General features: G+C 69.2%; 22 protein-coding genes. 8 read left to right on the forward strand and 14 right to left on the reverse strand.

Going from position 1 to position 23,384, the window contains the following annotated elements; genetic code table 11:
* Positions 1–91: 91 nt before the first annotated feature.
* Complete coding sequence (gene dapA / locus M1M07_RS28475) at positions 92–1,000, reverse strand: 4-hydroxy-tetrahydrodipicolinate synthase (protein WP_248676315.1); 909 nt, start codon at positions 998–1,000, stop codon at positions 92–94.
* 63 nt (positions 1,001–1,063) lie between these two features.
* Positions 1,064–1,819 (reverse strand): FAD-dependent thymidylate synthase, encoded by a 756-nt coding sequence (thyX, locus tag M1M07_RS28480; protein ID WP_248676316.1) that lies wholly within the window; start codon positions 1,817–1,819, stop codon positions 1,064–1,066.
* A gap of 130 nt (positions 1,820–1,949) precedes the next feature.
* Between thyX and M1M07_RS28485 the strand changes: the two genes are divergently transcribed.
* The 3 genes from M1M07_RS28485 to M1M07_RS28495 are packed head-to-tail and all read left to right on the forward strand — an operon-like array spanning position 1,950 to position 3,649.
* Entirely contained in the window at positions 1,950–2,540 is a 591-nt protein-coding gene (locus M1M07_RS28485) for a toxin-antitoxin system HicB family antitoxin (protein ID WP_248676317.1), read from the forward strand.
* A gap of 60 nt (positions 2,541–2,600) precedes the next feature.
* Positions 2,601–3,038, forward strand: coding sequence for an SRPBCC family protein (locus M1M07_RS28490; protein ID WP_197250611.1), 438 nt, complete (start codon positions 2,601–2,603; stop codon positions 3,036–3,038).
* A 47-nt stretch (positions 3,039–3,085) separates the two neighbouring features.
* A complete protein-coding gene (locus M1M07_RS28495) occupies positions 3,086–3,649 on the forward strand; it encodes a DUF3105 domain-containing protein (protein WP_248676324.1) in 564 nt (187 codons plus the stop codon).
* A gap of 58 nt (positions 3,650–3,707) precedes the next feature.
* Here M1M07_RS28495 and M1M07_RS28500 read toward each other — a convergent pair whose 3' ends face one another.
* Both M1M07_RS28500 and M1M07_RS28505 read right to left on the reverse strand, forming a co-directional pair.
* Positions 3,708–4,193, reverse strand: coding sequence for a flavodoxin family protein (locus tag M1M07_RS28500; RefSeq protein ID WP_197250610.1), 486 nt, complete (start codon positions 4,191–4,193; stop codon positions 3,708–3,710).
* A gap of 10 nt (positions 4,194–4,203) precedes the next feature.
* Positions 4,204–4,680: a tetratricopeptide repeat protein gene (locus M1M07_RS28505; RefSeq protein ID WP_197250609.1), complete on the reverse strand. Its 477-nt coding sequence runs from the start codon at positions 4,678–4,680 to the stop codon at positions 4,204–4,206.
* A 113-nt stretch (positions 4,681–4,793) separates the two neighbouring features.
* Between M1M07_RS28505 and M1M07_RS28510 the strand changes: the two genes are divergently transcribed.
* Positions 4,794–5,573: a class I SAM-dependent methyltransferase gene (locus M1M07_RS28510; protein WP_197250608.1), complete on the forward strand. Its 780-nt coding sequence runs from the start codon at positions 4,794–4,796 to the stop codon at positions 5,571–5,573.
* 30 nt (positions 5,574–5,603) lie between these two features.
* Here M1M07_RS28510 and dapB read toward each other — a convergent pair whose 3' ends face one another.
* From dapB to M1M07_RS28560, 10 genes are all read right to left on the reverse strand, one after another.
* The gene (dapB, locus tag M1M07_RS28515; RefSeq protein WP_197250615.1) at positions 5,604–6,359 is read right to left on the reverse strand and encodes a 4-hydroxy-tetrahydrodipicolinate reductase; all 756 of its coding nucleotides are present in this window, start codon (positions 6,357–6,359) and stop codon (positions 5,604–5,606) included.
* Positions 6,360–6,442: 83 nt separating this feature from the next.
* Positions 6,443–7,786 (reverse strand): pitrilysin family protein, encoded by a 1,344-nt coding sequence (locus tag M1M07_RS28520; protein ID WP_248676318.1) that lies wholly within the window; start codon positions 7,784–7,786, stop codon positions 6,443–6,445.
* 113 nt (positions 7,787–7,899) lie between these two features.
* Positions 7,900–8,631 (reverse strand): respiratory nitrate reductase subunit gamma, encoded by a 732-nt coding sequence (narI, locus tag M1M07_RS28525; protein ID WP_248676319.1) that lies wholly within the window; start codon positions 8,629–8,631, stop codon positions 7,900–7,902.
* A 1-nt stretch (position 8,632) separates the two neighbouring features.
* Positions 8,633–9,301 carry a nitrate reductase molybdenum cofactor assembly chaperone gene (narJ, locus tag M1M07_RS28530; RefSeq protein WP_197250605.1) on the reverse strand — a complete coding sequence of 223 codons (669 nt, stop codon included), beginning with the start codon at positions 9,299–9,301 and terminating at the stop codon, positions 8,633–8,635.
* Entirely contained in the window at positions 9,301–10,977 is a 1,677-nt protein-coding gene (gene narH / locus M1M07_RS28535; protein ID WP_248676320.1) for a nitrate reductase subunit beta, read from the reverse strand. Before narH ends, narJ begins: the two co-directional genes overlap by 1 nt.
* A 45-nt stretch (positions 10,978–11,022) precedes the next feature.
* Positions 11,023–14,715, reverse strand: coding sequence for a nitrate reductase subunit alpha (locus M1M07_RS28540; RefSeq protein ID WP_248676321.1), 3,693 nt, complete (start codon positions 14,713–14,715; stop codon positions 11,023–11,025).
* A gap of 24 nt (positions 14,716–14,739) precedes the next feature.
* Positions 14,740–15,957, reverse strand: a complete 1,218-nt coding sequence (locus tag M1M07_RS28545) for a NarK/NasA family nitrate transporter (RefSeq protein WP_197250614.1) — start codon at positions 15,955–15,957, stop codon at positions 14,740–14,742.
* 288 nt (positions 15,958–16,245) lie between these two features.
* Positions 16,246–18,519 (reverse strand): polyribonucleotide nucleotidyltransferase, encoded by a 2,274-nt coding sequence (locus M1M07_RS28550; protein ID WP_197250602.1) that lies wholly within the window; start codon positions 18,517–18,519, stop codon positions 16,246–16,248.
* Between the two features lie 308 nt (positions 18,520–18,827).
* Positions 18,828–19,097 (reverse strand): 30S ribosomal protein S15, encoded by a 270-nt coding sequence (gene rpsO / locus M1M07_RS28555; RefSeq protein ID WP_068162391.1) that lies wholly within the window; start codon positions 19,095–19,097, stop codon positions 18,828–18,830.
* A 176-nt stretch (positions 19,098–19,273) separates the two neighbouring features.
* Complete coding sequence (locus M1M07_RS28560; protein ID WP_197254965.1) at positions 19,274–20,248, reverse strand: bifunctional riboflavin kinase/FAD synthetase; 975 nt, start codon at positions 20,246–20,248, stop codon at positions 19,274–19,276.
* Positions 20,249–20,417: 169 nt separating this feature from the next.
* On the opposite strand from M1M07_RS28560, the gene M1M07_RS28565 reads away from it, so the two are divergent.
* From M1M07_RS28565 to M1M07_RS28580, 4 genes are all read left to right on the forward strand, one after another.
* Positions 20,418–21,269: a metal ABC transporter substrate-binding protein gene (locus M1M07_RS28565; protein ID WP_308200875.1), complete on the forward strand. Its 852-nt coding sequence runs from the start codon at positions 20,418–20,420 to the stop codon at positions 21,267–21,269.
* Positions 21,266–22,060, forward strand: a complete 795-nt coding sequence (locus M1M07_RS28570; RefSeq protein WP_197254962.1) for a metal ABC transporter ATP-binding protein — start codon at positions 21,266–21,268, stop codon at positions 22,058–22,060. The genes M1M07_RS28565 and M1M07_RS28570 overlap by 4 nt, the downstream gene beginning before the upstream one ends.
* Positions 22,054–22,941 (forward strand): metal ABC transporter permease, encoded by an 888-nt coding sequence (locus M1M07_RS28575; RefSeq protein ID WP_231611249.1) that lies wholly within the window; start codon positions 22,054–22,056, stop codon positions 22,939–22,941. Before M1M07_RS28570 ends, M1M07_RS28575 begins: the two co-directional genes overlap by 7 nt.
* Positions 22,942–22,950: 9 nt before the next feature.
* Positions 22,951–23,384: metal-dependent transcriptional regulator (locus tag M1M07_RS28580; RefSeq protein ID WP_248676323.1), on the forward strand; the 434-nt coding region annotated here is incomplete at its 3' end.

Below are 23,384 nucleotides of genomic sequence, written 5' to 3' on the forward strand. Positions count from 1 at the left end.
GTCGCCGCAGAGGTCTGCGGGGTGCGGCGCGGGCGGGTGGCGGGCGGGCCTGCGCTCCGGGTGGCTCGCCCGCGGCCGCGGGACGGGCCGCTCACGAGAGCACCCCGGCGGCGTGGAGGTCGGCGGCGAGCGCATCGATCTGCGCGGAGGTCGGCGCGACCTGCGGCAGGCGGGGCTCACCGACGTCGATGCCCATCAGACGCAGCCCGGCCTTGGACGCGCTGACACCGCCGAGGCGGGCGACGGCCCGCAGGATCGGCACGAGTTCGAGGTTGATCGCGCGAGCGCGGGCGATGTCGCCGTTCATGAACGCGGTGTGCAGCTCGCGCAGGCGGCCGGGAACGAGGTGGCCGATGACGCTGACGAAGCCGACCGCGCCGACCGCGAGCCACGGCAGGTTCAGCGGATCGTCGCCCGAGTAGAACTTCAGGTCGGTGGTTCCGATGAGCTCGGCACCGGCGTTCAGGTCGCCCTTGGCGTCCTTGACCGCGACGATCCGCGGATGCTCGGCGAGGCGGCGCAGCGTCTCGGTTTCGATCGGCACCACCGAGCGGGGCGGAATGTCGTAGAGCATCACGGGCAGGTCGGTCGCATCGGCGACGGCCGTGAAGTGCGCGTAGAGGCCCGCCTGCGGGGGCCGCGAGTAGTACGGGGTGACCACGAGCAGGCCGTGTGCGCCCGCACGAGCCGCGTCGCGCGCGAGCTCGACGCTGTGCGCGGTGTCGTTGCTGCCGGCACCGGCGATGATCTTCGCCCGGTCGCCGACCGCGGCGAGGACCGCGCGCATCAGTTCGAGCTTCTCGTTCTCGGTCGTGGTGGGCGACTCGCCGGTGGTACCGGCGAGAACCAGTGCGTCGCAGCCGCCGTCGACCAGGTAGGTCGCCAGACGCACTCCCGCATCGACGTCGAGCTTGCCGTCGGCAGTGAACGGGGTCACCATCGCCGTGGCGATGGTGCCGAACGGAAGCTCGACAGCAGAAGCGGAATCACCGTTGGTCATGGTCAGAAGGCTACCGCGTGCAGAAGGCGCTGCGACACACGCCCGCCCACCCCGTCGCGCTGTTCAGCCCTCCGTCGTGAACTGGCTGGCCGCGACCTCGGTCCCGTCGGGCAGTGTGGTGACGGCGAAGTCACCGAAGACGTTCGGTGCGACCTCCTGCAGGCGACGCAGGCACTCGACCGCGAGACGACGGATTTCGACGTCGGCGTGTTCGGTGGCACGCATCGCGATGAAGTGCCGCCACGCCCGGTAGTTGCCGGTGACGACCACGCGCGTCTCGGTGGCATTGGGCAGCACGGAGCGGGCGGCCTCGCGCACCCGCTTCGCGCGCAGCGGGCCCGCGGGAACGTGCGACAGCTTCTCGTCGAGAGCGCCGAGCAGTTCGGTGTAGGCCGCCCTGCTGGTCTCGGCGGCGGCGAGGAACAACCGCTCGAGCTCCTCGTCGCCCTCGATCGCCGGCGGCACCACGACCGGCGTGTCGCCGCCCGGCACGAACCGCTGGGAGAGCTGCGAGTAGGAGAAGTGCCGGTGCCGGATCAGTTCGTGGGTGCACGACCGCGAGATGCCGGTGATGTAGAAGCTCGCGGAGCTGTGTTCGAGAACGGACAGGTGGCCGACGTCGATGAGGTGCCGGATGTAGCCGGCGTTCGTCGCGGTGCGGGGATTGGGCTTGGACCAGCTCTGATAGCACGCGCGACCGGCGAATTCGACGAGTGCCTCGCCGCCGTCGGCGTCGGTCTCCCAGGGCACGTCGTCGGGCGCGACGAATTCGGTTCGGGCGACGAGCCGAACCTTCGGTGTGACAGCTTCGGGCGCCATCGCGATCTCCTGCCTTCGTTCACTACCTCTGGTGCGACGGTAGCCGCGCCGCGTCGATCGCACTCGGTGAGGTCGCGATGATGTCAACACGATGCTTGACCGGCGTCATTTATGGCGTCACTATGACGTCATGAACATCGAGACCTATACCGCCGCCGTGACCGACGCCGTGCTCGCCGCGGCGGAACTCGGTGACGAACAGACCCGCCGCACCGCCGCGGCACTCGCCACCGCGATCGCCGCCCCCGTGCGGCTCGCCGTGCTCGACGCACTCTCCGATCTCGCCACCGAGGTTTCCGACCAGCTCGGGGACCGGCGCGTGGCGGTCCGGCTCGACGGACGCGAGACCGTCGTCGAGGTCCACGACGGTCGGGCACCGGAATCCGAGACCCCGCCACCGACGTTCGAGGAGGTCACCGGCGACATCAGCCGGGTGACGCTGCGACTCGTCGAGCAGATCAAGGCCCGCGCCGAGGAGGCCGCGGCGCAGAACGGCCTCTCGCTCAACTCCTGGGTCGCGCAAGCCGTGCAGGGCGCACTGCGCGACCAGATGCGCTATCAGAGAACAGGATTCGACCACAACTGGGGCTCGTACAGTCCACCCCGTCGCCCCGGCGCGCCCCGATCCGGCGCCGCCGGCGCCCGGAAGGATCCGGAACCGGCCGACTCCGGCCCCGAGGAATCCGGACATTCCCCCGAGGCCGACCGCGACGAAGAGTGAACTTCTCTCGGGTGCGGTACATTTCCGACGCACCGCACCTGGGACAAGGAGTGAAACCCGATGGCCGTCAGCAGTTCCCTCACCTCGGAGATCAAGGCGACCCCGGAGCAGGTGATGGCCGCCATCGCAGCGGTGGACCGGCTTCCGGAGTGGTCCTCGGCGCACAAGTCCGTGACGATCGAGAGCACCCACCCGGACGGACGCCCGCATCGCGTCCGCATGACGGTGTCGATCATCGGCATCACCGACGAGCAGGTCGTCGACTATGCGTGGAACGGCAACGAGTCGATGTCGTGGACGCTCGTCGAGAGCAGCCAGCAGAAGCAGCAGGACGGCGCGTACGCCCTGTCGCCCACCGCCGACGGCACCAGCGTCGAGTTCTCGCTGACGATCGACCCGAAGATTCCGCTGCCCGGGTTCCTCGTGAAGAAGGCCCAGAAGATGGCCGTCGAGACGGCGAGCAAGGGCCTGGCCGCGTTCGTCGCGAAGACGGTCTGACGGTGGTGCGCAGGTCGTTCGCGGTCGCGGTCGGCGCTGTCGTCGCGATCGCCCTCGCCGGCTGCGGGTCCGAGTCCGACGGGAACGGCTCCGGGGCCGACACCGTAGCGGATCCGTCGGTCGACATCCCGGGAATCGAGATCGTCGACTATCCCGCGGGCGATCACGTGGGAGCCTCGGAGCGGGTCCCGTACGAGTACAGCCCGCCGTTCGGTGGGCCGCACGACGCGGCGTGGGCGACGTGCACAGGCATCGTCTACCCGGTGCCGATCCGCAGCGAGAACGCGGTGCACTCGCTCGAGCACGGCGCGGTGTGGATCACCTACGATCCCGAGCGGCTCTCCGACGAGCAGGTGGACCTGCTGGCCGCCCGCGTCGACGGCGTGAGCTACATGCTCATGTCGCCGTATCCCGATCTGGCACAGCCGATCTCACTGCAGTCGTGGGGACACCGGCTGTTCGTCGAGGACGCCGACGATCCGCGCATCGATCAGTTCATCGAGGCGCTGCGGCTGAATCCGAACACCTACCCGGAGCCGGGCGCGACCTGCGCGACCCTGCCGACGAACTTCGATCCCGCGAATCCGCCGCCGTTCCAGCCGATCCCGTAGCGGTGTGCCTTTGTGGCGGCTCCTGCCGCCACAAAGGCACACGGGCGGCGCAGCCGCACTATCCCGCGACGGTCACGGCGACGGTCGCGCCGAGTTCGTAGCACTTCTCCCGCACCGCCGCGTCGATCGGGCCGGTGACCTCCACGACAGCTGCCGCCTGGGTCAGTTCCAGTCCGGTGACGATCTTCTGCACCGACGTGACGGCACCGGCGGTGTCGTTGTTGCCGTGCACCCACAGCCCATAGGGCCGCCCGGCGACCGCGTCGAGGCACGGGTAGTACACGGTGTCGAAGAAGTGCTTGAGCGCACCGGACATGTAGCCGAAGTTCGCCGAGGTGCCGAACACGTAGCCGTCGGCGGCGAGCACGTCGGGCACGGTCGCCCCGAGAGCCGGGACCGAACGCACCCGCACCCCGGTGATCTCGGGGTCGTTCGCGCCGGCCAGCACCGCCTCGAGCAGTTCCCGGGTGGGCGGCGACGGCGTGTGGTGGACGACGAGCAGGACGCGCTCGGCCGGATCCTGGGGAGCAGCGGGGTCGGTCACAGGGTGCAGACTACGACGCGTTCCGGTCGCGTTCGAGCTTCTCGAGCGCCACCGCGCGGCGCATGGTCTCGCGGGCGCGGGGCCGGTCACCGGCGTGGTCGTACGCGCGGGCCAGCCGGTACGAGTTGCGCCAGTTGTCCGGGTCCGCCTCCCATTCCTGCTTGACCTGCTGGAACAGCTGGTCGGCGGCGTCGCGGTCGACGCGTCCGGACGGCATCCGCGGCAGGTCGCTGACGTCGAGCTCGAGGCCCTCCTCGTGGATGCGGCGCGCGAGGTGCTGATGCTGCAGGCCCGCGCGGATCGTGGCGTAGACGATCCACGCGCCGACGAACGGCAGCAGCAGCACGCCGATGCCGAGGCCGATCGCCGCGACTTCGCCCGAACCGACCAGTTCGATACCGACCTTGCCGAGCAGCACGAAGTAGAAGACGAGCGCGACCACGATGAACGCGATCGGCACGAGGACCTTGGTCAGTTCGTTCTTCACGTGCCGATTGTCTCAGGCCGCGTTCGGGGACCCGCGGCCGAACGCCGCCGGGGTGAGCGTGCCCACGTCCACCGGCCCTTGACGGTCCATCGACGACAGCGTCCACTGGTCTCATGCAATTCGCCGCCCCGGCCGAGCTGTACGACCGGTACATGGGCCGATACGCCCCGACACTCGCGGCCGCGCTCGCGGACGCCGCAGGGGTGACCTCCGGGCTTCGTGTGTGCGATGTCGGTTGCGGCCCCGGCGGTTTGACCGCGGAGATGGTGTCCCGGGTGGGACCGGACCACGTCGCCGCGATCGATCCGGCACCGCAGTTCGCGGCGGCCTGCCGGGAGCGGAACGCCGGAGTCGACGTGCGCGTGGGCGTGGCCGAGGACCTGCCGTGGCCGGACGACACGTTCGATGTCACCGCGGCCGCGCTGGTGATCGGATTCATGTCCGACCCGGATCGCGGCGTGCGCGAGATGGCTCGCGTCACCCGTCCCGGCGGCACCGTCGCAGCGTGCATGTGGGACATCGCCTCCGACGGCATGACGATGCTGCGGGTGTTCTGGTCGGCGGTGCGCAGCGTCGTCCCCGACGCCGTCGGCGAGAGCGCGATGGCCGGGACGGCCGAGGGTGACATCGCCGACCGGTTCCGCCGCGCCGGTCTCGACGAGGTGATCGCCGGCAGGCTGATCGCTCGCGCCGACTACGCCGATTTCGACGACTTCTGGGAGCCGTTCACGTTCGCGGTCGGACCGGCCGGCCAGTACCTGCAGACCTTGACCGCGCAGCAGCAAGCGGCTGTTCGCGAAGCGTGCCGGGAGCAACTGCCCTCGTCGGGCGCCTTCACCCTCGACGCCCGCGCCTGGTATGCGCGCGCCACGATTCCCCGCGGATGGACGTAGGACCGGGCCGCCGGTGGCGGCCCGTCCCCGTCAGAGGTCGAGCAGAGGATCGATCCCGACCGTCAGTCCCGGTCGCGACCCGATCTCGCGGACGCCGAGCAGTACGCCCGGCACGAACGAGGTCCGGTCGATCGAATCGTGGCGGATGGTTAGGGTCTCCCCCTGGGTGCCGAGCAGGACCTCCTGGTGCGCGACCAGACCCGCGAGCCGCACCGAATGCACCCGCACACCGTCGACGTCGGCGCCGCGCGCACCCTCGAGTTCGGTGGTGGTGGCGTCCGGGCTGCGACCCACACCCGCGGCGGCGCGGGCTTCGGCGATCAGCGCGGCCGTGCGGTAGGCCGTTCCGGACGGGGCGTCGACCTTGTTCGGGTGATGCAGTTCGATGACCTCGACAGAATCGAAGAATCGCGCGGCGGCCTGTGCGAACCGCATCGACAGGACCGCGCCGATCGCGAAGTTCGGGGCGATGAGCACACCGGTTCCGGGCGACTCGGCAACCCAGCCGCGCACCTTCTCGAGGCGTTCCTCGTCGAAGCCGGTGGTGCCGACGACCGCGTGGATGCCGTTGCGCACCAGGAATTCCAGGTTGCCCATGACGACGTCGGGGTTGGTGAAGTCGACAACGACCTGGGTGCCCGACGTGACGAACGACTCGATGCTGTCGCCCTTGTCGACGGTCGCGACCAGCTCGAGATCGGCCGCGTCCTCGACGCCCTTGCAGATCGCCTGCCCGACCTTGCCCTTGGCTCCGAGCACACCCACCCGGATAGCTGTTGCGTTCACTTGTCTCGTCACGCCCTTCCGTCACGTCCGTCGCACAAGAGCGTACGCAATCCGGGTGCCCACCCGAGCAACCGGTCGCGGGTTCACCCCACGATGCCGCGCACCGACGCGGGCAGATCCCGGGCGCGGCGGTAGGGCCCCACGACGGCCGCCGCGAACGGCCGGTTCAGCAGTTCCCCGGCGACCGCGCGCACCTCGTCGGACGTGACCCCGGCGATGCGCTCGAGGGTCTCGCTCACGCTCCAGTGGGTGCCGTAGCTGAGTTCGCTGCGGCCGATCCGGTGCATCCGGGCACCGGTGTCCTCGAGCCCGAGCACGAGGCCACCGCGAATCGATCCCTTCGCCCGCGCGCATTCGGCGTCGGTGATGCCGTGGTCGGCGACGTCGCGCAGCACTTCCCGGATCACGGTCGCGACCTCGGCGAGGTTCTCGGGCTGGCACCCGGCGTAGATCGAGAACGCGCCGGTGTCGGCGAACGTGTCGACCCCGGAGTACACGGAGTAGGCCAGTCCGCGCTTCTCGCGTACCTCCTGGAACAGCCGCGAGCTCAGGCCACCGCCGATCGCGGCGTTGAGCACCGACAGTGCCCAGCGGCGACCGTCGTGCCGTCCGAAGGCGCGCACCCCGAGCGACAGGTGCGCCTGTTCCCCGTCGTGGTCGGTGATGCTCAGCGCCGGTGGCGTGCGCAGCCGCGCTGTTCCCTCCCGGCGCGGCGCCGGCTGGGCCCCGCGGTCGATGTGGGCGGCGAAGGCGCGGCGCACCAGCTCGACGGTGTGCTCGTGGTCGACGTTGCCGGCGACCGCGACGACCATCCGGTGCGGCGTGTAGCGGCGGACGTGGAACGAGTGGAGCTGGTTGCGGGTCATCGACTCGATCGACTCGACGGAGCCGATGACGGGCCGGCCGATCGGGTGGTCGCCGTAGAGCGCGGTGAGGAAGCTGTCGCCGAGGAGGTCTTCGGGGTCGTCGTCGCGCATGGCGATCTCCTCGAGCACCACCTGCCGTTCGACGTCGACGTCGGCGCTGCGGCACCGGCCGCGCAGCACCACGTCGGCGACCACGTCGACGGCGAGCGGCAGATCGTCGTCGAGGACGTGCGCGTAGAAGCACGTGTGCTCTTTGGACGTGAACGCGTTGAGTTCACCGCCGACACCGTCCACGAGTTCGGCGATGTCGAGCGCGGTGCGGGTGGGGGTGGCCTTGAAGAGCAGATGCTCGAGGAAGTGGGCGGCGCCGGCGACCGACGGATGTTCGTCGCGGGAACCGACTCCCACCCAGATGCCGATGGCGGCGGACCGCACCCCCGGCACGTGCTCGGTGACAACTCGGACACCGCCCGGCAGGACGGTGCGCCGCACGCCGGAGTCCGCGACGGCTGCGGCGTGGTCGGCGGAGATGGCGGTGGAGGTACGGCGGTTGGAAGCCATGGAAGTGTTCTGCGGTCCTGAGGCGATCGGCACGTGGGGTACGAAGTGGGAAAAGCACACCCTACACGCGACGCCTCAGGACCGAGGAACTCACCGGCTGCGGCGGGGAGATCTCACCAGCCGCGGCGCCGCGGCTGCGACCCGACGAGCTGGCCCTTCCGTGCCACGTCCCGGCTGCGGTACACGACGTACGGGCGGAACAGGTAGGCGATCGGCGCGCTGAACGCATGCACGAGCCGGGTGAACGGCCACAGCGCGAACAGCGCGAGCCCGATGAGGACGTGGATGTGGAAGTACAGCGGAGCCTCCGCCATGAGATCACCGCGCGGCTGCAGGACCCAGATGGAGCGGAACCACAGCGAGACCGTCTCGCGGTAGTTGTGCTCCTCGCCGACCACGCCGGAACCGAGCAGCGTCGCGGCCAGCCCGGCGACGATCGCGGCGACCAACACGATGTACATGAGCTTGTCGTTTGCGGTGGTCGCGAGGAACACCGGTCCGCTGGTGCGGCGCCGGTAGATCAGCAGGATGATGCCCACGAGCGTCGCGACGCCGGCGATCGAGCCGAGCGTGACCGCCTGAACGTGGTAGGCGTGCTGGCTCAACCCGACCGCATCGGTCCACGACTGCGGGATCACCAGCCCGATGATGTGACCGACGATCACCACGAGGATGCCGAAGTGGAACATCGGGCTCGCGATGCGCAGCAGTCGGGATTCGTACAGCTGCGACGAACGGGTGGTCCAGCCGAACTTGTCGTAGCGGTAGCGCCACCAGGTGCCGACGATCACGATCGCCAGCGTCACGTACGGCACGACATCCCAGAAGATCTCTCCCGCGGACATCTCAGTGCTCTCCTTCGTTTCGTCGGGGCGGAACCGTCAGGGTGAACGGCTGCAGACCGATGGCCTCGGCGGGCGGACCGGCCTGGGCCAGCCGCGCCGCGCGCTGCAGTTCCTGGTCGGTCGCCGGGGGCAGCGTCGCGCACACCGCTTCGACGGTGTGCGCGTAGGGCGATCCCGCCTCGGTCAATGCCTCGCGCAGCACGTCGATCGGCACCCGGTGTTCGACGAGCAGCCGCCGTCCGGCCTCGGGATCGACGGATGCGGCGAACTCGAGGACGACCGGCAGATGGTCGGGTGTCTCCCCCACCGGCGGTTCGACGCCCGCGGCCCGGTAGACCTGCGCGAACGCGTGGATCTCGGTGCCGCGGTTGCGGGTGTCGCCGCCGGTCCAGTACGTCAGGTACATCGTGGACCGGCGCCGCAGGTCGAACACGTCGACGTAGGTGGTCGCGGCGTCCACCGGGTCGGACTCGCGCAGCCAGGCGGCGGTGCGGCCGAGCAGATCGGCGGCACGGCCGGTCACGTGGGCGCGCAACTGCTCGATCGTGTCGAGGCGCTGCGGCAGTGCCTCGTCCGGGTAGGCGAGCAGCAGCGACGCAGCCTGCCACACCAGCCGGTCCTGCAGGGTCGGCCCCGCCGGGGCGGACCGGGCTCGCGACAACAGTCTCATCACCGGTCTCCCTCCGGCCCGCCGGCGCGGTGCGCACCGGGGAACATGCCCTCGGGCACGCCCTTTCCGTCCCAGTTGAGCAGGTTGACCCGCGACGGGCGACTGGCGTTGGCGGCCATGCCCTCGCTCGTCTGCCGTTGCTTCAGCGCGTGGAAGGTCTCGACGGCCACCGGCACGGGAGTGCCGCTGACCTCGCCGAACGGCCCGGACTCGTACATGCCCGGTCCCCCCTCGAACGACAGCGCGCAGTCGGTGACCGATTCCTCGAGCCGGTGCCCCTCGGCCGCGTAGGCGGACGGAATGACATACCGCTCTTCGTATTTCGCGATCGCCAGCAACCGGTACATCCCGTAGATCTCTTCCTCGGTCATGCCGACCGACTCGGGGATGTGCGGCTGCGTCTCGCGGCCGAGGTTGATGTCGCGCATGTACGAGCGCATCGCGGCGAGCCGGCGCAGGACCGCCTCGACGGGTGCGACGTCACCGGCGGTGAACAGTTCCGCGAGGTACTGCAGCGGGATGCGCAGCGCTTCGAGCGCACCGAACAGGTTGCCCAGGTCCTCACCGTCGTGCCCGTCGCGGCTGACGGCGTCGACCACCGGCGACAGCGGCGGGATGTACCAGACCATCGGCATGGTGCGGTATTCCGGATGCAGCGGCAGCGCGACCTTGTACGTGTGGATCAGCGTGTACACCGGCGACCGCTGTGCCGCCTCGATCCATTCGTCGGAGATGCCCTCGGCGCGGGCACCGGCGATCACCTCCGGATCGTGCGGGTCCAGGATGAGGCTGCGCTGCGCTTCGTACAGCTCGGTCTCGTCCTCGACCGAGGCGGCCTCGAGGACCCGGTCGACGTCGTAGAGCACCAGCCCGAGGTACCGCAGGCGGCCGACGCAGGTCTCCGAGCACACGGTCGGCAGGCCCACCTCGATCCGCGGGTAGCAGAACGTGCATTTCTCGGCCTTGCCGGTCTTGTGGTTGAAATACACCTTCTTGTACGGGCATCCGGACACGCACATCCGCCAGCCGCGGCACCGGTCCTGATCGACGAGCACGATGCCGTCCTCGACGCGCTTGTACATCGCGCCGGACGGGCACGAGGACACGCACGACGGGTTGAGGCAGTGCTCGCAGATGCGCGGCAGGTAGAACATGAACGTCTGCTCGAGTTCGAGTTTCACCTGCTCGCCGACCTTCTTCAGGATCGGGTCGTCGGGCACGATCTCCGGCGAGCCACCGAGGTCGTCGTCCCAGTTCGCCGACCACGACACCTTCATCGGCTTGCCGCTGATGAGGCTGCGCGGCGGCGCGACGGGCATGTGCTCACCCGCCGGCGCCGAGGTCAGGTTCTCGTAGTCGTAGGTCCACGGCTCGTAGTAGTCGTCGATGGACGGCATCTTCGGGTTCGAGAAGATGCGGGACAGCTTGTGCAGGCGACCGCCGTCCCGCAGCCGCAGCCGGCCCTTGCGGTCTCGGACCCATCCACCACGCCAGCGTTCCTGATCCTCGTAGGCACGCGGATAGCCTTGTCCGGGGCGGGTTTCGACGTTGTTGAACCACACGTACTCGGTACCGGCCCGGTTCGTCCAGGCCTGCTTGCAGGTGACCGAACAGGTGTGGCATCCGATGCACTTGTCGAGGTTCATCACCATCGCCATCTGTGCCATGACCTTCATGATTTCCTCGCTCCCCGAGACCCGTTCACGTGCATCACGTCCATGTCAGTAGGTCACCTCCTGCGACCGGCGCCGCACCACGGTCACCTCGTCGCGCTGGTTGCCGGTGGGCCCGAGATAGTTGAACGCGAAGGCGTTCTGGGCGTAGCCGCCGGCGAGATGCGTGGGCTTGATCAGCAACCGGGTCAGCGAATTGTGGATGCCGCCGCGGTTGCCGGTGGTCTCGGTGAGCGGCGTGTCGATGGTGCGTTCCTGCGCGTGATAGACGTACACGACGCCCTCCGGCATGCGGTGCGAGACGATCGCCCGGCACACCACCACACCGTTGCGGTTGACCGCCTCGACCCAGTCGTTGTCCTTCACCGAGATCTTCGCCGCGTCCACCGGGCTCATCCACATCGTCGGGCCGCCGCGCGAGAGCGACAGCATGAACAGGTTGTCCTGGTACTCGGAGTGGATCGACCACTTCGAATGCGGTGTCAGGTAGCGCACGCTCAGCCCGATGCCGTCGCGGCCGCTCTCGCCGACCGCGGGCTCCCCGAACAGCCGGGTCATGTCCAGCGGCGGCCGGTAGGTGGGCAGCTGCTCGCCGACCTCCTCGATCCAGTCGTGGTCGACGTAGAAGTGCATCCGGCCGGTGAGGGTGTGGAACGGCTTGAGTTCCTCGATGTTCACCGTGAACGGGGCGTAGCGGCGGCCACCGGTCTCGCTGCCGGACCATTCCGGGCTGGTGATCACCGGCACCGGGCGGGCCTGGGTGTCGGCGTAGGTGATGCGCCGTTCCTCACTGCCCTCGGCGAGGTGCACGAGACGGCGTCCGGTGCGCTTCTCGAGTTCCCGGAAACCCTCGACGGCGAGCCGGCCGTTGGACGTGCCGGACAGCGCGAGGATCACATCGGCCATGCGCTCGGCGGTGGTGATCGCCGGACGCCCCTCCGCGACACCGGAATCCATCACCCCGAACTTCGCGGCGAGTTCGGCGACCTCCTCGGTCGGGTGGGTGGTGATGCCCTTGGTCGTCAGGCCGAGGGTGTCGACGAGCGGGCCGAGCGCCGACCACTTGTCGGCGATCGCGGCGAAGTCGCGTTCGACGACGGCGATCGGGCCCATCGTCTTCCCGGGAACCGGCGTCTCACCGGTGGTCCGCCAATCGTGTTCGGTACCACCGGGATAGGCCATCGCGCCCGGGGTGTCGTGCTGCAGTGTGCCGAGCACGACGTCGGTGCGGGTGCCCAGGTGCCGTGCCGCGAGCGTACTGAACGCGCGCGCGATCGCACCGAACGCCTCGTAGTCCGACCGCGTTTCCCACGGCGGGTCGATCGCGGGGCTGAACGCGTGGATGTAGGGGTGCATGTCGGTGCTCGACAGGTCCCCCTTCTCATACCAGGTGGCGGCGGGCAGCACCACGTCGGACAGCAGCGTCGTCGAGGTCATCCGGAAGTCGATCGACATGAGCAGATCGAGCTTGCCCTCGGGGATGTCGTCGGGCCACACGACCCCGTTCGGCCGCAGCTCCTCCGGGGTCGGCTCGGCCTGCACGTTGGAGGTGGTCCCGAGCAGGTGCCGCAGGAAGTACTCGTTGCCCTTGCTCGACGACCCGAGCAGATTCGCGCGCCAGATGCTCAGCACGCGTGGCCAGTTCCGCGGGTTGTCCGGATCGGTGACGGCCAGTTTCAGGTCACCCGACGCGAGTTGGCTCGCGACGTAGGCCGGGATCTCCTGGCCGGCGGCGCGGGCGTCGTCGGCGACGTCGAGGCTCGACCGGTCGAACTGCGGGAAGAACGGACTCCAGCCCATCGCGTTCGCGGCGGCCAGCACGTCCATCGTGTGCTTGCCCGCGAATCGGCCGCGGCCGAGCGGACTGGCCAGCGCATCGGCGCGGTATCCGTCGTAGCGCCACTGGTCCGTGTGCGCGTACCAGTACGAGGTTCCCGCCATCTGCCGGGGCGGACGCGACCAGTCGGTGCCCATGGCCATCGCGGCCCAGCCGGTGACCGGGCGGCACTTCTCCTGCCCGACGTAGTGCGCCCAGCCACCGCCGTTGCGGCCCATCGAGCCGGTGAGCAGCAGCAGCGCGAGCACCGCCCGGTAGGTGGCGTCGCCGTGGAACCACTGGCAGATCCCGGCGCCCATGATGATCATGGACCGGCCGCCGGATTCCTCGGCGCTGCGCGCGAACTCCTTCGCGACGCGGATCGCCTGCGCCGCGGAGACTCCCGTGATCGATTCCTGCCAGGCCGGGGTGTAGGGCTCGGCCGGATCGTCGTATCCGGTGGGCCAGGTGCCGGGCAGACCGGGGCGCGCCACACCGTACTGCGCAAGCATCAGGTCGAACACCGTGCACACGCGGTGCTCGCCGACACGCCGGACCGGAACGCCGCGCTGCAGCGTCTCGCCGTGCCCGTCGAGGGTGTCGAAGCGCGGCAGATGGATCAGGGCGCTCTCCCCCGCCGCGCCGTCGTGCGGCGCGACGGTCAGCGCCGGCACGAGATCGCCGAGGTCGAGGTTCCACTTGCCGACCCCGTCGTCGCCGTACCGGAACCCGAGCGACCCGTGCGGCACCGCGACGTCGTCGGTGGCGCCGTCGAGCAGCACCGGCTTGAACGCGGCGTTCTCCACGTCGTGCCCGAGATCGGCGGCGGTGAGGTTCTTGCCGGGCACCAGCCGGCCTTCGCGTTCCTCGAGTTTCACCAGGAACGGCAGGTCGGTGTAGCGCCGCACGTAGTCGACGAAGAACGGCACCCGCTCCCGCACGAAGCACTCGTTGAGGATCACGTGGCCCATGGCCATGGCGAGGGCGCCGTCGGTGCCAGCCGCGCACGGCATCCATTCGTCGGCGAACTTGGTGTTGTCGGCGTAGTCGGGGCTGACCGTTACAACCTTGGTGCCGCGGTACCGGACCTCCGCCATCCAGTGCGCGTCGGGGGTGCGGGTGACCGGTACGTTCGATCCCCACATGAGGAGATAGGCCGCGTCCCACCAGTCCCCCGATTCGGGCACGTCGGTCTGGTCGCCGAACACCTGCGGCGAGGCGACCGGCAGGTCGGCGTACCAGTCGTAGAACGAGGTCATCACACCGCCGAGCAGTTCGATGAACCGGGAGCCGGCGGCGAACGACACCATCGACATCGCGGGAATCGGCGAGAAACCGGCGACCCGGTCCGGGCCGTACTCCTTGATGGTGTGGACGTGGGCGGCGGCGATCATCTCGGTGGCCTCGGCCCAACTCACCCGCACCAGCCCGCCCTTGCCGCGTGCCCGCTGGTAGCGGCGGCGCCGTTCGGGATCGGACTGGATGTCCGCCCACGCGAGGACCGGGTCGCCGAGACGGGTCTTGGCTTCGCGGTACATCTCCACGAGCACACCGCGGGCGTACGGATAGCGCACCCGCGTCGGCGAATAGGTGTACCAGGAGAACGCGGCACCGCGGGGGCAGCCGCGCGGCTCGTACTCGGGGCGGTCCGGGCCGACCGACGGGTAGTCGGTCTGCTGGGTCTCCCAGGTGATGATGCCGTCCTTGACGTAGATCTTCCACGAGCACGAACCGGTGCAGTTGACGCCGTGCGTCGAGCGCACCACCTTGTCGTGGCTCCAGCGATCGCGGTAGAAGACGTCGCCTTCGCGGCCGCCCTGGCGGGTCACGGTGCGGCCGTCGTCCGAGATCTCACCCGGGGTGAAGAATCGTCCGCTGCGCTGCAGCAGTTCTTCGACGGGACCGCCGATGTGGGGAGCGTTCACAGTGGTTCCTTCCGGAGGTGGTCGTCAGGCGGCGGGATCGCGCGCAGGTTCGTGGGCGTGGAGCCGCAGCGCGGTGTAGGCCAGGGCGATCAGCGCGGTGGCCACCAGGAGCAGCAGACCGATCGTGTAGTCGTTGTCGACGCTGTCGTAGGTCGCACCCATCACCAGCGGCGGGAAGTAGCCGCCGAGGCCGCCGGCCGCGGCGACGATGCCGGTGACCGATCCGACCGAGCTGGCGGGCGAACGGCGGGCGACCCAAGCGAACACACCACCGGTACCGACGCCGAGGAACAGCGCGAGCAGGATGAACGTCGCGGCCGACCAGACGTCCGGCGGCGGCTGGAAGATCGCGACGAACGCCGTCACCGCGGTGCCGGCGAGGGACGCGAGCACCACGTACTTCGGCGGGATGCGGTCCGAGAGCGCGCCGCCGAACGGCCGGGCGATCACCGCGGCCAGCGCGAACGCCGCAGTGCGCGCGCCCGCGTCGACGGCGGAGAAGTCGTAGATCGTCTTGATGTAGGTCGGCAGGTAGTTGCTGAAGGCGACGAAGCCGCCGAAGACGATCGCGTACAGGAACGACATCTCCCAGGTGACCCCGAGCTTGAGGGCTGCGGTCAGCTTCGGCACCACCGGATCGGTGTTGGGAGCGAAATCGGGCGAGTTGCGCATCGTCAGGATGCACACGACCGCGGTCACCGCGAGCGCGATCGCGATGATGACGTGGGTGGCCAGGAGGCCGAACCAGTTCACGAACCGCGGCGTGAAGAACGCCGAGAGCGCGGTGCCGACCATGCCGGCACCGAACACCCCGGTCGCGAAGCCGCGGCGGGCCGGTTCGTACCAGGCGTTCGCGAACGGGATACCGACGGCGAAGATCGTGCCCGCGACGCCGAGGAAGAACCCGAAGACCAGCAGCAGCGGATACGAACCGGCGGCGCCCGCGATGCCGACCGCGAGCACCGGCAGGATCGACGCCAGCGAGATCGCGATGAACATGATCCGGCCGCCGTAGCGGTCGGTGAGCGATCCGACGACGATCCGGCCGAGCGCCCCGACCAGGATCGGGGTCGCGACCAGCAGCGACGCCTGCGTGCTGCTGAGCGACAGGTCGCCCGCATAGGTGGTGGACAGCGGGCCGATCATGTTCCAGGCCCAGAAGTTGATCGCTGATACCCAGGTGGCGAGGGCGAGGTTGAAACCCCGCCCAAGTCCGGCACCCGGCGTCGTTGCCGTGTTCACGTCACCCACGAAACCACCCTGGGGTGATCTTGGCGCAATTTTGGGGGAAAAGTTACAGCCTTCGCGGATTGTGAATTCCGGACCGGTTCTCCGCAACCCCTTCCGCACGGACGAATACCGGCTTATGATTACGAATTACGTTGCAGCACAACATAGTACAAATACCCTAGGGGTTCGGGACAGCAGTCCGAACAATCCCCGGGTACAAAGAAATCCGCCCCGGAAGGACTTGAGTCCTTCCGGGGCGGGTCTTTCGAACCGTGTGGTATCACACTGCGCGAGGGGCGATCAGCCCTCCGCGTTCTCGGCGCCCTCGGCCGGCGCGGCAGCCGCGTCGTCCTCGACCGGAACCAGGCTGATCTTGCCGCGGTTGTCGATGTCGGCGATCTCGACCCGGATCTTCGAGCCGACGTTCACGACGTCCTCGACCTTCGCGATCCGCTTGCCGTTGCCCAGCTTGCTGATGTGCACCAGACCGTCGCGGCCCGGGAGCAGCGAGACGAACGCGCCGAACGCCGTGGTCTTGACCACGGTGCCGAGGAAACGCTCGCCCACCTTCGGGAGCTGCGGGTTGGCGATGGCGTTGATCTTGTCGATCGCGGCCTGCGCGGACGGGCCGTCCGCCGCACCGACGTAGACGGTGCCGTCGTCCTCGATGGAGATGTTGGCGCCGGTCTCCTCGGTGATCGAGTTGATCATCTTGCCCTTGGGGCCGATGACCTCGCCGATCTTGTCCACCGGAACCTTGATGGTGGTGATGCGCGGCGCGAACGGGCTCATCTCGTCCGGCGTGTCGATGGCCTCGGCCATGACCTCGAGGATCGTGGCGCGAGCGTCGTGGGCCTGCGAGAGCGCACCCGCCAGCACCTGCGACGGAATGCCGTCGAGCTTGGTGTCGAGCTGCAGGGCGGTCACGAAGTCCTTGGTGCCGGCGACCTTGAAGTCCATGTCGCCGAACGCGTCCTCGGCACCGAGGATGTCGGTCAGCGCCACGTAGCGGGTCTCACCGTCGACCTCGTCGGAGACCAGGCCCATCGCGATGCCCGCGACCGGGGCCTTCAGCGGCACACCGGCATTGAGCAGCGACAGCGTGGAGGCACACACCGAGCCCATCGACGTCGAACCGTTGGAGCCGAGAGCCTCGGACACCTGACGGATCGCGTACGGGAACTCCTCCTGGCTCGGCAGCACCGGCACGAGGGCGCGCTCGGCGAGAGCGCCGTGGCCGATCTCGCGACGCTTCGGCGAACCGACGCGGCCGGTCTCACCGGTCGAGTAGGGCGGGAAGTTGTAGTGGTGCATGTAGCGCTTGCTGGTCTCGGGACCGAGCGAGTCGACCTGCTGCGCCATCTTGATCATGTCCAGGGTGGTGACACCCATGATCTGGGTCTCGCCGCGCTCGAACAGTGCCGAACCGTGGGCGCGGGGGACGACCGCGACCTCGGCCGAGAGCGCGCGGATGTCGGTGATGCCGCGGCCGTCGATGCGGAACTGGTCGCGCAGGATGCGCTGGCGGACCAGCTTCTTGGTCAGCGAACGGAACGCCGCGCCGATCTCCTTCTCACGACCCTCGAAGCTCGGGGCGACCTGCTCGAGGATCTCGACCTTGATCTCGTCGGTGCGGTCGTCGCGCTCCTGCTTGCCGGCGATGGTCAGCGCCTCGGCGAGCTTCTCGGACGCGGCGGCCTCGACGGCGGCGTACACGTCGGACTCGTACGCCGGGAACAGCGGGAACTCACCGGTGGGCTTCGCGGCGGCGGCGGCGAGCTGCTGCTGCGCGATGCACAGGCGGGCGATGAACGGCTTGGCGGCCTCGAGGCCCTGCGCCACGATCGCCTCGGTCGGCGCCTGCGCGCCACCGTCGATCAGTGCGATGACGTTCTCGGTGGCCTCGGCCTCGACCATCATGATCGCGACGTCGGCGGTGTCCGGGTTGTCGCCACCGGCGACGATGCGGCCCGCGACGACCATGTCGAACACGGCGTTCTCGAGCTGCTCGACGGTCGGGAAAGCGACCCACTGGCCGGTCTTGTTCTCGGCCGAGGTGATCAGCGCGATGCGCACGCCACCGACCGGGCCGGAGAACGGCAGGCCCGCGATCTGGGTGGACGCGGACGCGGCGTTGATCGCGACGACGTCGTACAGGTCGTTCGGGTTCAGGCTCAGCACCGTCACGACGACCTGGATCTCGTTGCGGAGGCCGTCGACGAACGACGGGCGCAGCGGACGGTCGATGAGGCGGCAGGTCAGGATGGCGTCGGTCGAGGGACGGCCCTCACGACGGAAGAACGAGCCGGGGATACGGCCCGCGGCGTACATGCGCTCCTCGACGTCCACCGTCAGCGGGAAGAAGTCGAAGTGCTCCTTGGGCTGCTTGGAGGCGCTGGTGGCCGACAGCAGCATGGTCTCGTCGTCCAGGTAGGCGACGACGGAACCGGCGGCCTGCTGCGCCAGGCGGCCGGTCTCGAAACGAATGGTGCGGGTGCCGAAGGCCCCGTTGTCGATGGTCGCGGCGGTCTCGAACACGCCCTCGTCGACCTCGACTGCAGTGGTGCTGGTCATCTCTGTGTCTTCTCTTCCCTCTTCGTCTTCGCCGTACCCGCGTGGGCGCCACGGCCCCCTTGGCCACGGCTGCGCACCGACTCGCGGAGGCGGTCGTCGATCGAAACCCTCCGGTCCCGGATGACCGGGGGTCGGAGGGTCACTACCGAGGACCGACACCGTCGGCGCATACGGTTCGCCGCCTACCCAGGCGGCGTTTGCCGGTCTTCCGGCGCAAACACCGGTAGCCGACGAGGCCAGTCTAGAGGCATTCCCGTCGGCTACCGGCAGAGATCAGCGTACGCAGATCGTCTTGCTCGGGGTCTGCGTCAGCGACGCAGGCCCAGACGCTGGATGAGCGAGCGGTAACGCTCGACGTCGACCTTCTCGACGTACTTGAGGAGGCGGCGACGACGACCGACCAGCAGCAGCAGGCCGCGGCGGGAGTGGTGGTCGTGCTTGTGCTTCTTCAGGTGCTCGGTCAGATCGACGATGCGCTTGGTGAGCAGTGCCACCTGCGCCTCCGGCGAACCGGTGTCGGTCTCGTGGAGGCCGTACTCGCCGAGGATCTGCTTCTTCTGCTCGGTGGTCAATGCCACTGGGATACTCCTGATCACTGACGTCCGCGTGATACGAAAGCGGGCACGAGACCCGCCGGTGCGGCCACCGCGAACCGCAGCACACACCAAGAATCCAGGCTACCAGAGCCGACGGGGCCCCCGCCCGGTGTGCCGTTGTGGCGGCTCCCACCGCCACAACGAGACACGACCCGGTATCAGGCGGAGTCGGCGGCGCGGGCGAGGACGTCGCGGGCGCGGTCGGCGTCGCCGTGCATGGCCGACACGAGTGCCTCGATCGAGTCGAACTTCTCCATGCCGCGCAGGCGCTCGACGAAGTCGACCGCGACGTGCTGGCCGTACAGGTCGGCCTCCTGATCGAGCACGAACGCCTCGACCGTGCGGGCACGGCCGGAGAACGTCGGGTTGGTGCCGACCGACACCGCCGCGCCGTAGCGCTCCCCCGGCGCCACGGTGCCGAGAGTCGGGCCGGGCCCGAGGACCGTGAACCACGCGGCGTACACGCCGTCCGCCGGGATCGCCGAGTGCATAGGCGGGGCCACGTTCGCGGTCGGGAACCCCAGGTCGCGTCCGCGTCCGTCGCCGTGCACGACGACCCCTTCGACGCGGTGCGGGCGACCGAGCGCGTCCGCGGCGGCCACCACGTCACCGGCATCGACGCAGGAGCGGATGTAGGTCGAGGAGAACGTGACCGCGTGTTCGGCGAGCAGGGTCTGAGCGTCGACCGCGAACCCGAACCGCTCCCCGATCGTCCGCAGCAGCTCGACGGTGCCCGCGGCCTTCTTTCCGAAGGTGAAGTTCTCGCCGACCACGACCTCGGCGACGTGCAACCGCTCGACGAGGATCTCGTGGGCGTACCGCTCCGGGCTCAGCTTCATGAACTCCGGTGTGAACGGCATGACGCAGAAGACGTCGACGCCGAGCTCCTCGGCGAGTTCGGCGCGACGCGCCAGCGTCGTCAGCTGGGCCGGATGATTGCCCGGTCGCACCACTTCCATCGGATGTGGATCGAATGTCATGAGCACACTGGGGATTCCGCGTTCCTTGGCGGATTTCACCGCCCGCGTGATCAGCTGCTGATGTCCGCGGTGCACTCCGTCGAACACGCCGATCGTCAGTACACAACGACCCCAGTCCGCAGGTATTTCCTCGAGGCCTCGCCATCTCTGCACAACGGGCAGCCTACGGCCCCGGCTCGAACGGGTCACTTCCGACTCGCGATGCAGTGTGGGTCACGGAGCGCGGATGGACATCAGGGCCGTCTGCACACATAATTTCGGTGTGCCGAACATTTTCGTTGGAGCGATCAAAATATTTGTGGCTGCCGCGACGGTCGCCGCCGTGACCTCGTGCACCGCGACCGCCCCCGCCGACAACGAACGCCCGCTGGTGCTGACGACCTTCACCGTGCTGGCGGACATGGCACGCAACGTCGCGGGCGAGCACGTCCGCGTCGAATCCATCACCAAGGTCGGGGCCGAGATCCACGGATACGAACCGACCCCCGGCGACCTCCGGCACGCCGCCGACGCCAACCTCGTCCTCGACAACGGCCTCGGCCTCGAGCGGTGGTTCGAGCAGTTCCTCGCCGACACCCACGCAGAGCACGCCGTCCTCAGCGACGGGGTGGCGCCGCTGCCGATCAGCGAGGACGCCTACGCCGGCCGTATCAACCCCCACGCGTGGATGTCACCGCTCAACGCCCGGATCTACGTCGACAACATCGCCGCGGCGCTCTCGCGGATCGCGCCGGAGCACGCCGCCGACTTCACCGCGAATGCCGCCGCCTACAAGGACGAGCTCCAGCTCGTGCACGACGAACTGATCGCCGGCCTCGCCGTACTGCCCGAGCAGCAGCGGGCCCTGGTCACGTGCGAGGGCGCGTTCAGCTATCTCACGCGCGACGCCGGCCTCCGCGAGGCCTACCTGTGGGCGGTCAACGCCGACCAGCAGGGCACCCCGCAGCAGATCGCCCGGACCGTCGACTTCGTGCGCGCCAACCGCGTGCCCGCGGTCTTCTGCGAATCCACCGTCTCGGACAAGGCACAGCGTCAGGTCGCCGCCGACACCGGCGCCGAGTTCGGCGGCATCCTCTACGTCGACTCGCTCTCCGAACCCGACGGGCCGGTCCCGACCTATCTCGACCTGCTGCGCCACGACGTCCGCACCGTCACGAAGGGACTGGCATCGTGACCGCCGACACGACCGGCACGACGAACGCCGCCCCCGCCGCCCTCGCTCTCGACGGCATCACCGTCCGCTACGGGACCGTCACCGCGCTCGACGACGTCACCCTCACCCTCGCCCGCGGCCGGGTGTGCGGACTGGTCGGCACCAACGGATCCGGCAAGTCCACCCTCTTCAAGACCGTCATGGGCATCGTGCGCCCCAGCGCAGGCCGCGTCACGATCGCCGGGGCCGAACCCGCCGCCGCCCGCCGCACCGCCTCGGTCGCGTACGTCCCGCAGTCCGAATCCGTCGACTGGGACTTCCCCATCGTCGTGCGGGAGGTCGTGATGACCGGCCGCTACGGACACCAGGGCACCATGCGCAGGCCCCGGCCCGCCGACCACGACGCGGTCGCGGACGCCCTCGACCGCGTGCAGATGACCGAGTTCGCGAACCGGCAGATCGGGCAGCTGTCCGGTGGGCAGCGCAAACGGGTGTTCGTGGCACGCGCCATCGCGCAGGGCGCCCCGCTGCTGCTGCTCGACGAACCGTTCGCCGGTGTCGACAAGAGCACCGAGTTCGCGCTGACCGCGGTGATCCGCTCCCTCGCCGACGCCGGTCACACCGTCCTCGTCGCCACGCACGACCTCGCCGGACTCGACCGGCTGTGCGACGAAGCCGCGCTGCTGCAACGGCGGCTGCTCGTCCACGACACCCCCGCCGAGGTGCTGCGCCCCGAGAACCTGGCGCGCGCGTTCGGCGTCGACCCCCTGGCCGGCGATGCGGCGACGCTGTCGAAGAGGGAGGCCTGGTGATGCTCGATCTGCTCGTCGAACCCCTGCAGTACGGGTTCATGCAACGCGCTCTGATCGTCGCGATCGCCGCGACCGTCGTGTGCGCCCTGCTCAGCTGCTGGCTCGTGCTCATCGGGTGGTCGTTGATGGGTGACGCGGTCTCGCACGCGGTGCTGCCCGGCGTGGTCCTCGCCTACCTCGTGGGCGCGCCGTTCGCGATCGGCGCGTTGCTGTTCGCGGGGATCGCGGTGGCGTTGATCGGGCTGGTGCGCGGCACCACCAGAGTCAAGGAGGACGCTGCGATCGGCGTGGTGTTCACCACGCTCTTCGCGCTCGGGGTGGTGCTGATCTCGAAGAACCCCAGCCAGGTGGATCTCCATCACGTCCTGTTCGGCAACCTGCTCGGGCTGGCCACCGCCGATGTGTGGCAGGTGTCGATGCTCGCCGCAGTCGTGTTCGCGGTGCTCGTCGTCAAGCGCCGGGACCTGACGCTGTTCGCCTTCGACCGCGTCCAGGCCCACGCGCTGGGTATCTCCCCTGCACGGCTGTCGGCGCTGCTCCTGGCGTTGCTGGCGGTCACGATCGTCGCGGCCATCCAGGCCGTGGGAGTGATTCTGGTCGTCGCCGTGCTCATCATTCCGGGTGCGACCGCGTACCTGCTCACCGACCGGATCTCCCGGATGCTGATCCTCGCGCCGGCTCTCGCGGTCGCGTCGTCGATCGTCGGGGTGTACACGAGCTACTACTCCGACGCGTCGACCGGCGGTGTCGTGGTGCTCGCGCAGGCGGTGGTGTTCGCGGCCGCGTACCTGTTCGCACCCCGCCAGGGCGTGGTGACGGCCGCGGTCCGCCGCTCGCGGGCAATCCCGGACAAAGGTGATTCCGAGGTGAGAGTTGCCTAAGCTGGGCAGGTGCCTGGCAGGAGCGAGACGAATACGACGACGGGAGCGCTGACCTCCGTCGCACAGGACTACCTGAAGGTCATCTGGACCGTGCAGGAATGGTCCGGCGAGAAGGTCTCCACGAAGCTGCTCGCCGAGAAACTCGGCGTGTCCGCATCGACCGTCTCCGAGGCCGTGCGCCGGCTGTGCGACCAGGGCCTGCTCGACCACGAACGGTACGGTGCGATCTCGCTGACCGAGTCGGGCCGCGCAGCCGCCGTCGCGATGGTCCGCCGGCACCGGCTCATCGAGACTTTCCTGGTCCGCGAACTCGGCTACAGGTGGGACGAGGTGCACGACGAGGCCGAGGTGCTCGAACACGCGGTTTCCGAGCGGATGATCGCCGCACTCGACGCGAAACTCGGTTTCCCCGAACGGGATCCGCACGGGGACCCGATCCCCAC

The sequence above is a fragment of the Rhodococcus sp. HM1 genome (genome assembly GCF_023218075.1).
GTDB lineage: Bacteria > Actinomycetota > Actinomycetes > Mycobacteriales > Mycobacteriaceae > Rhodococcus.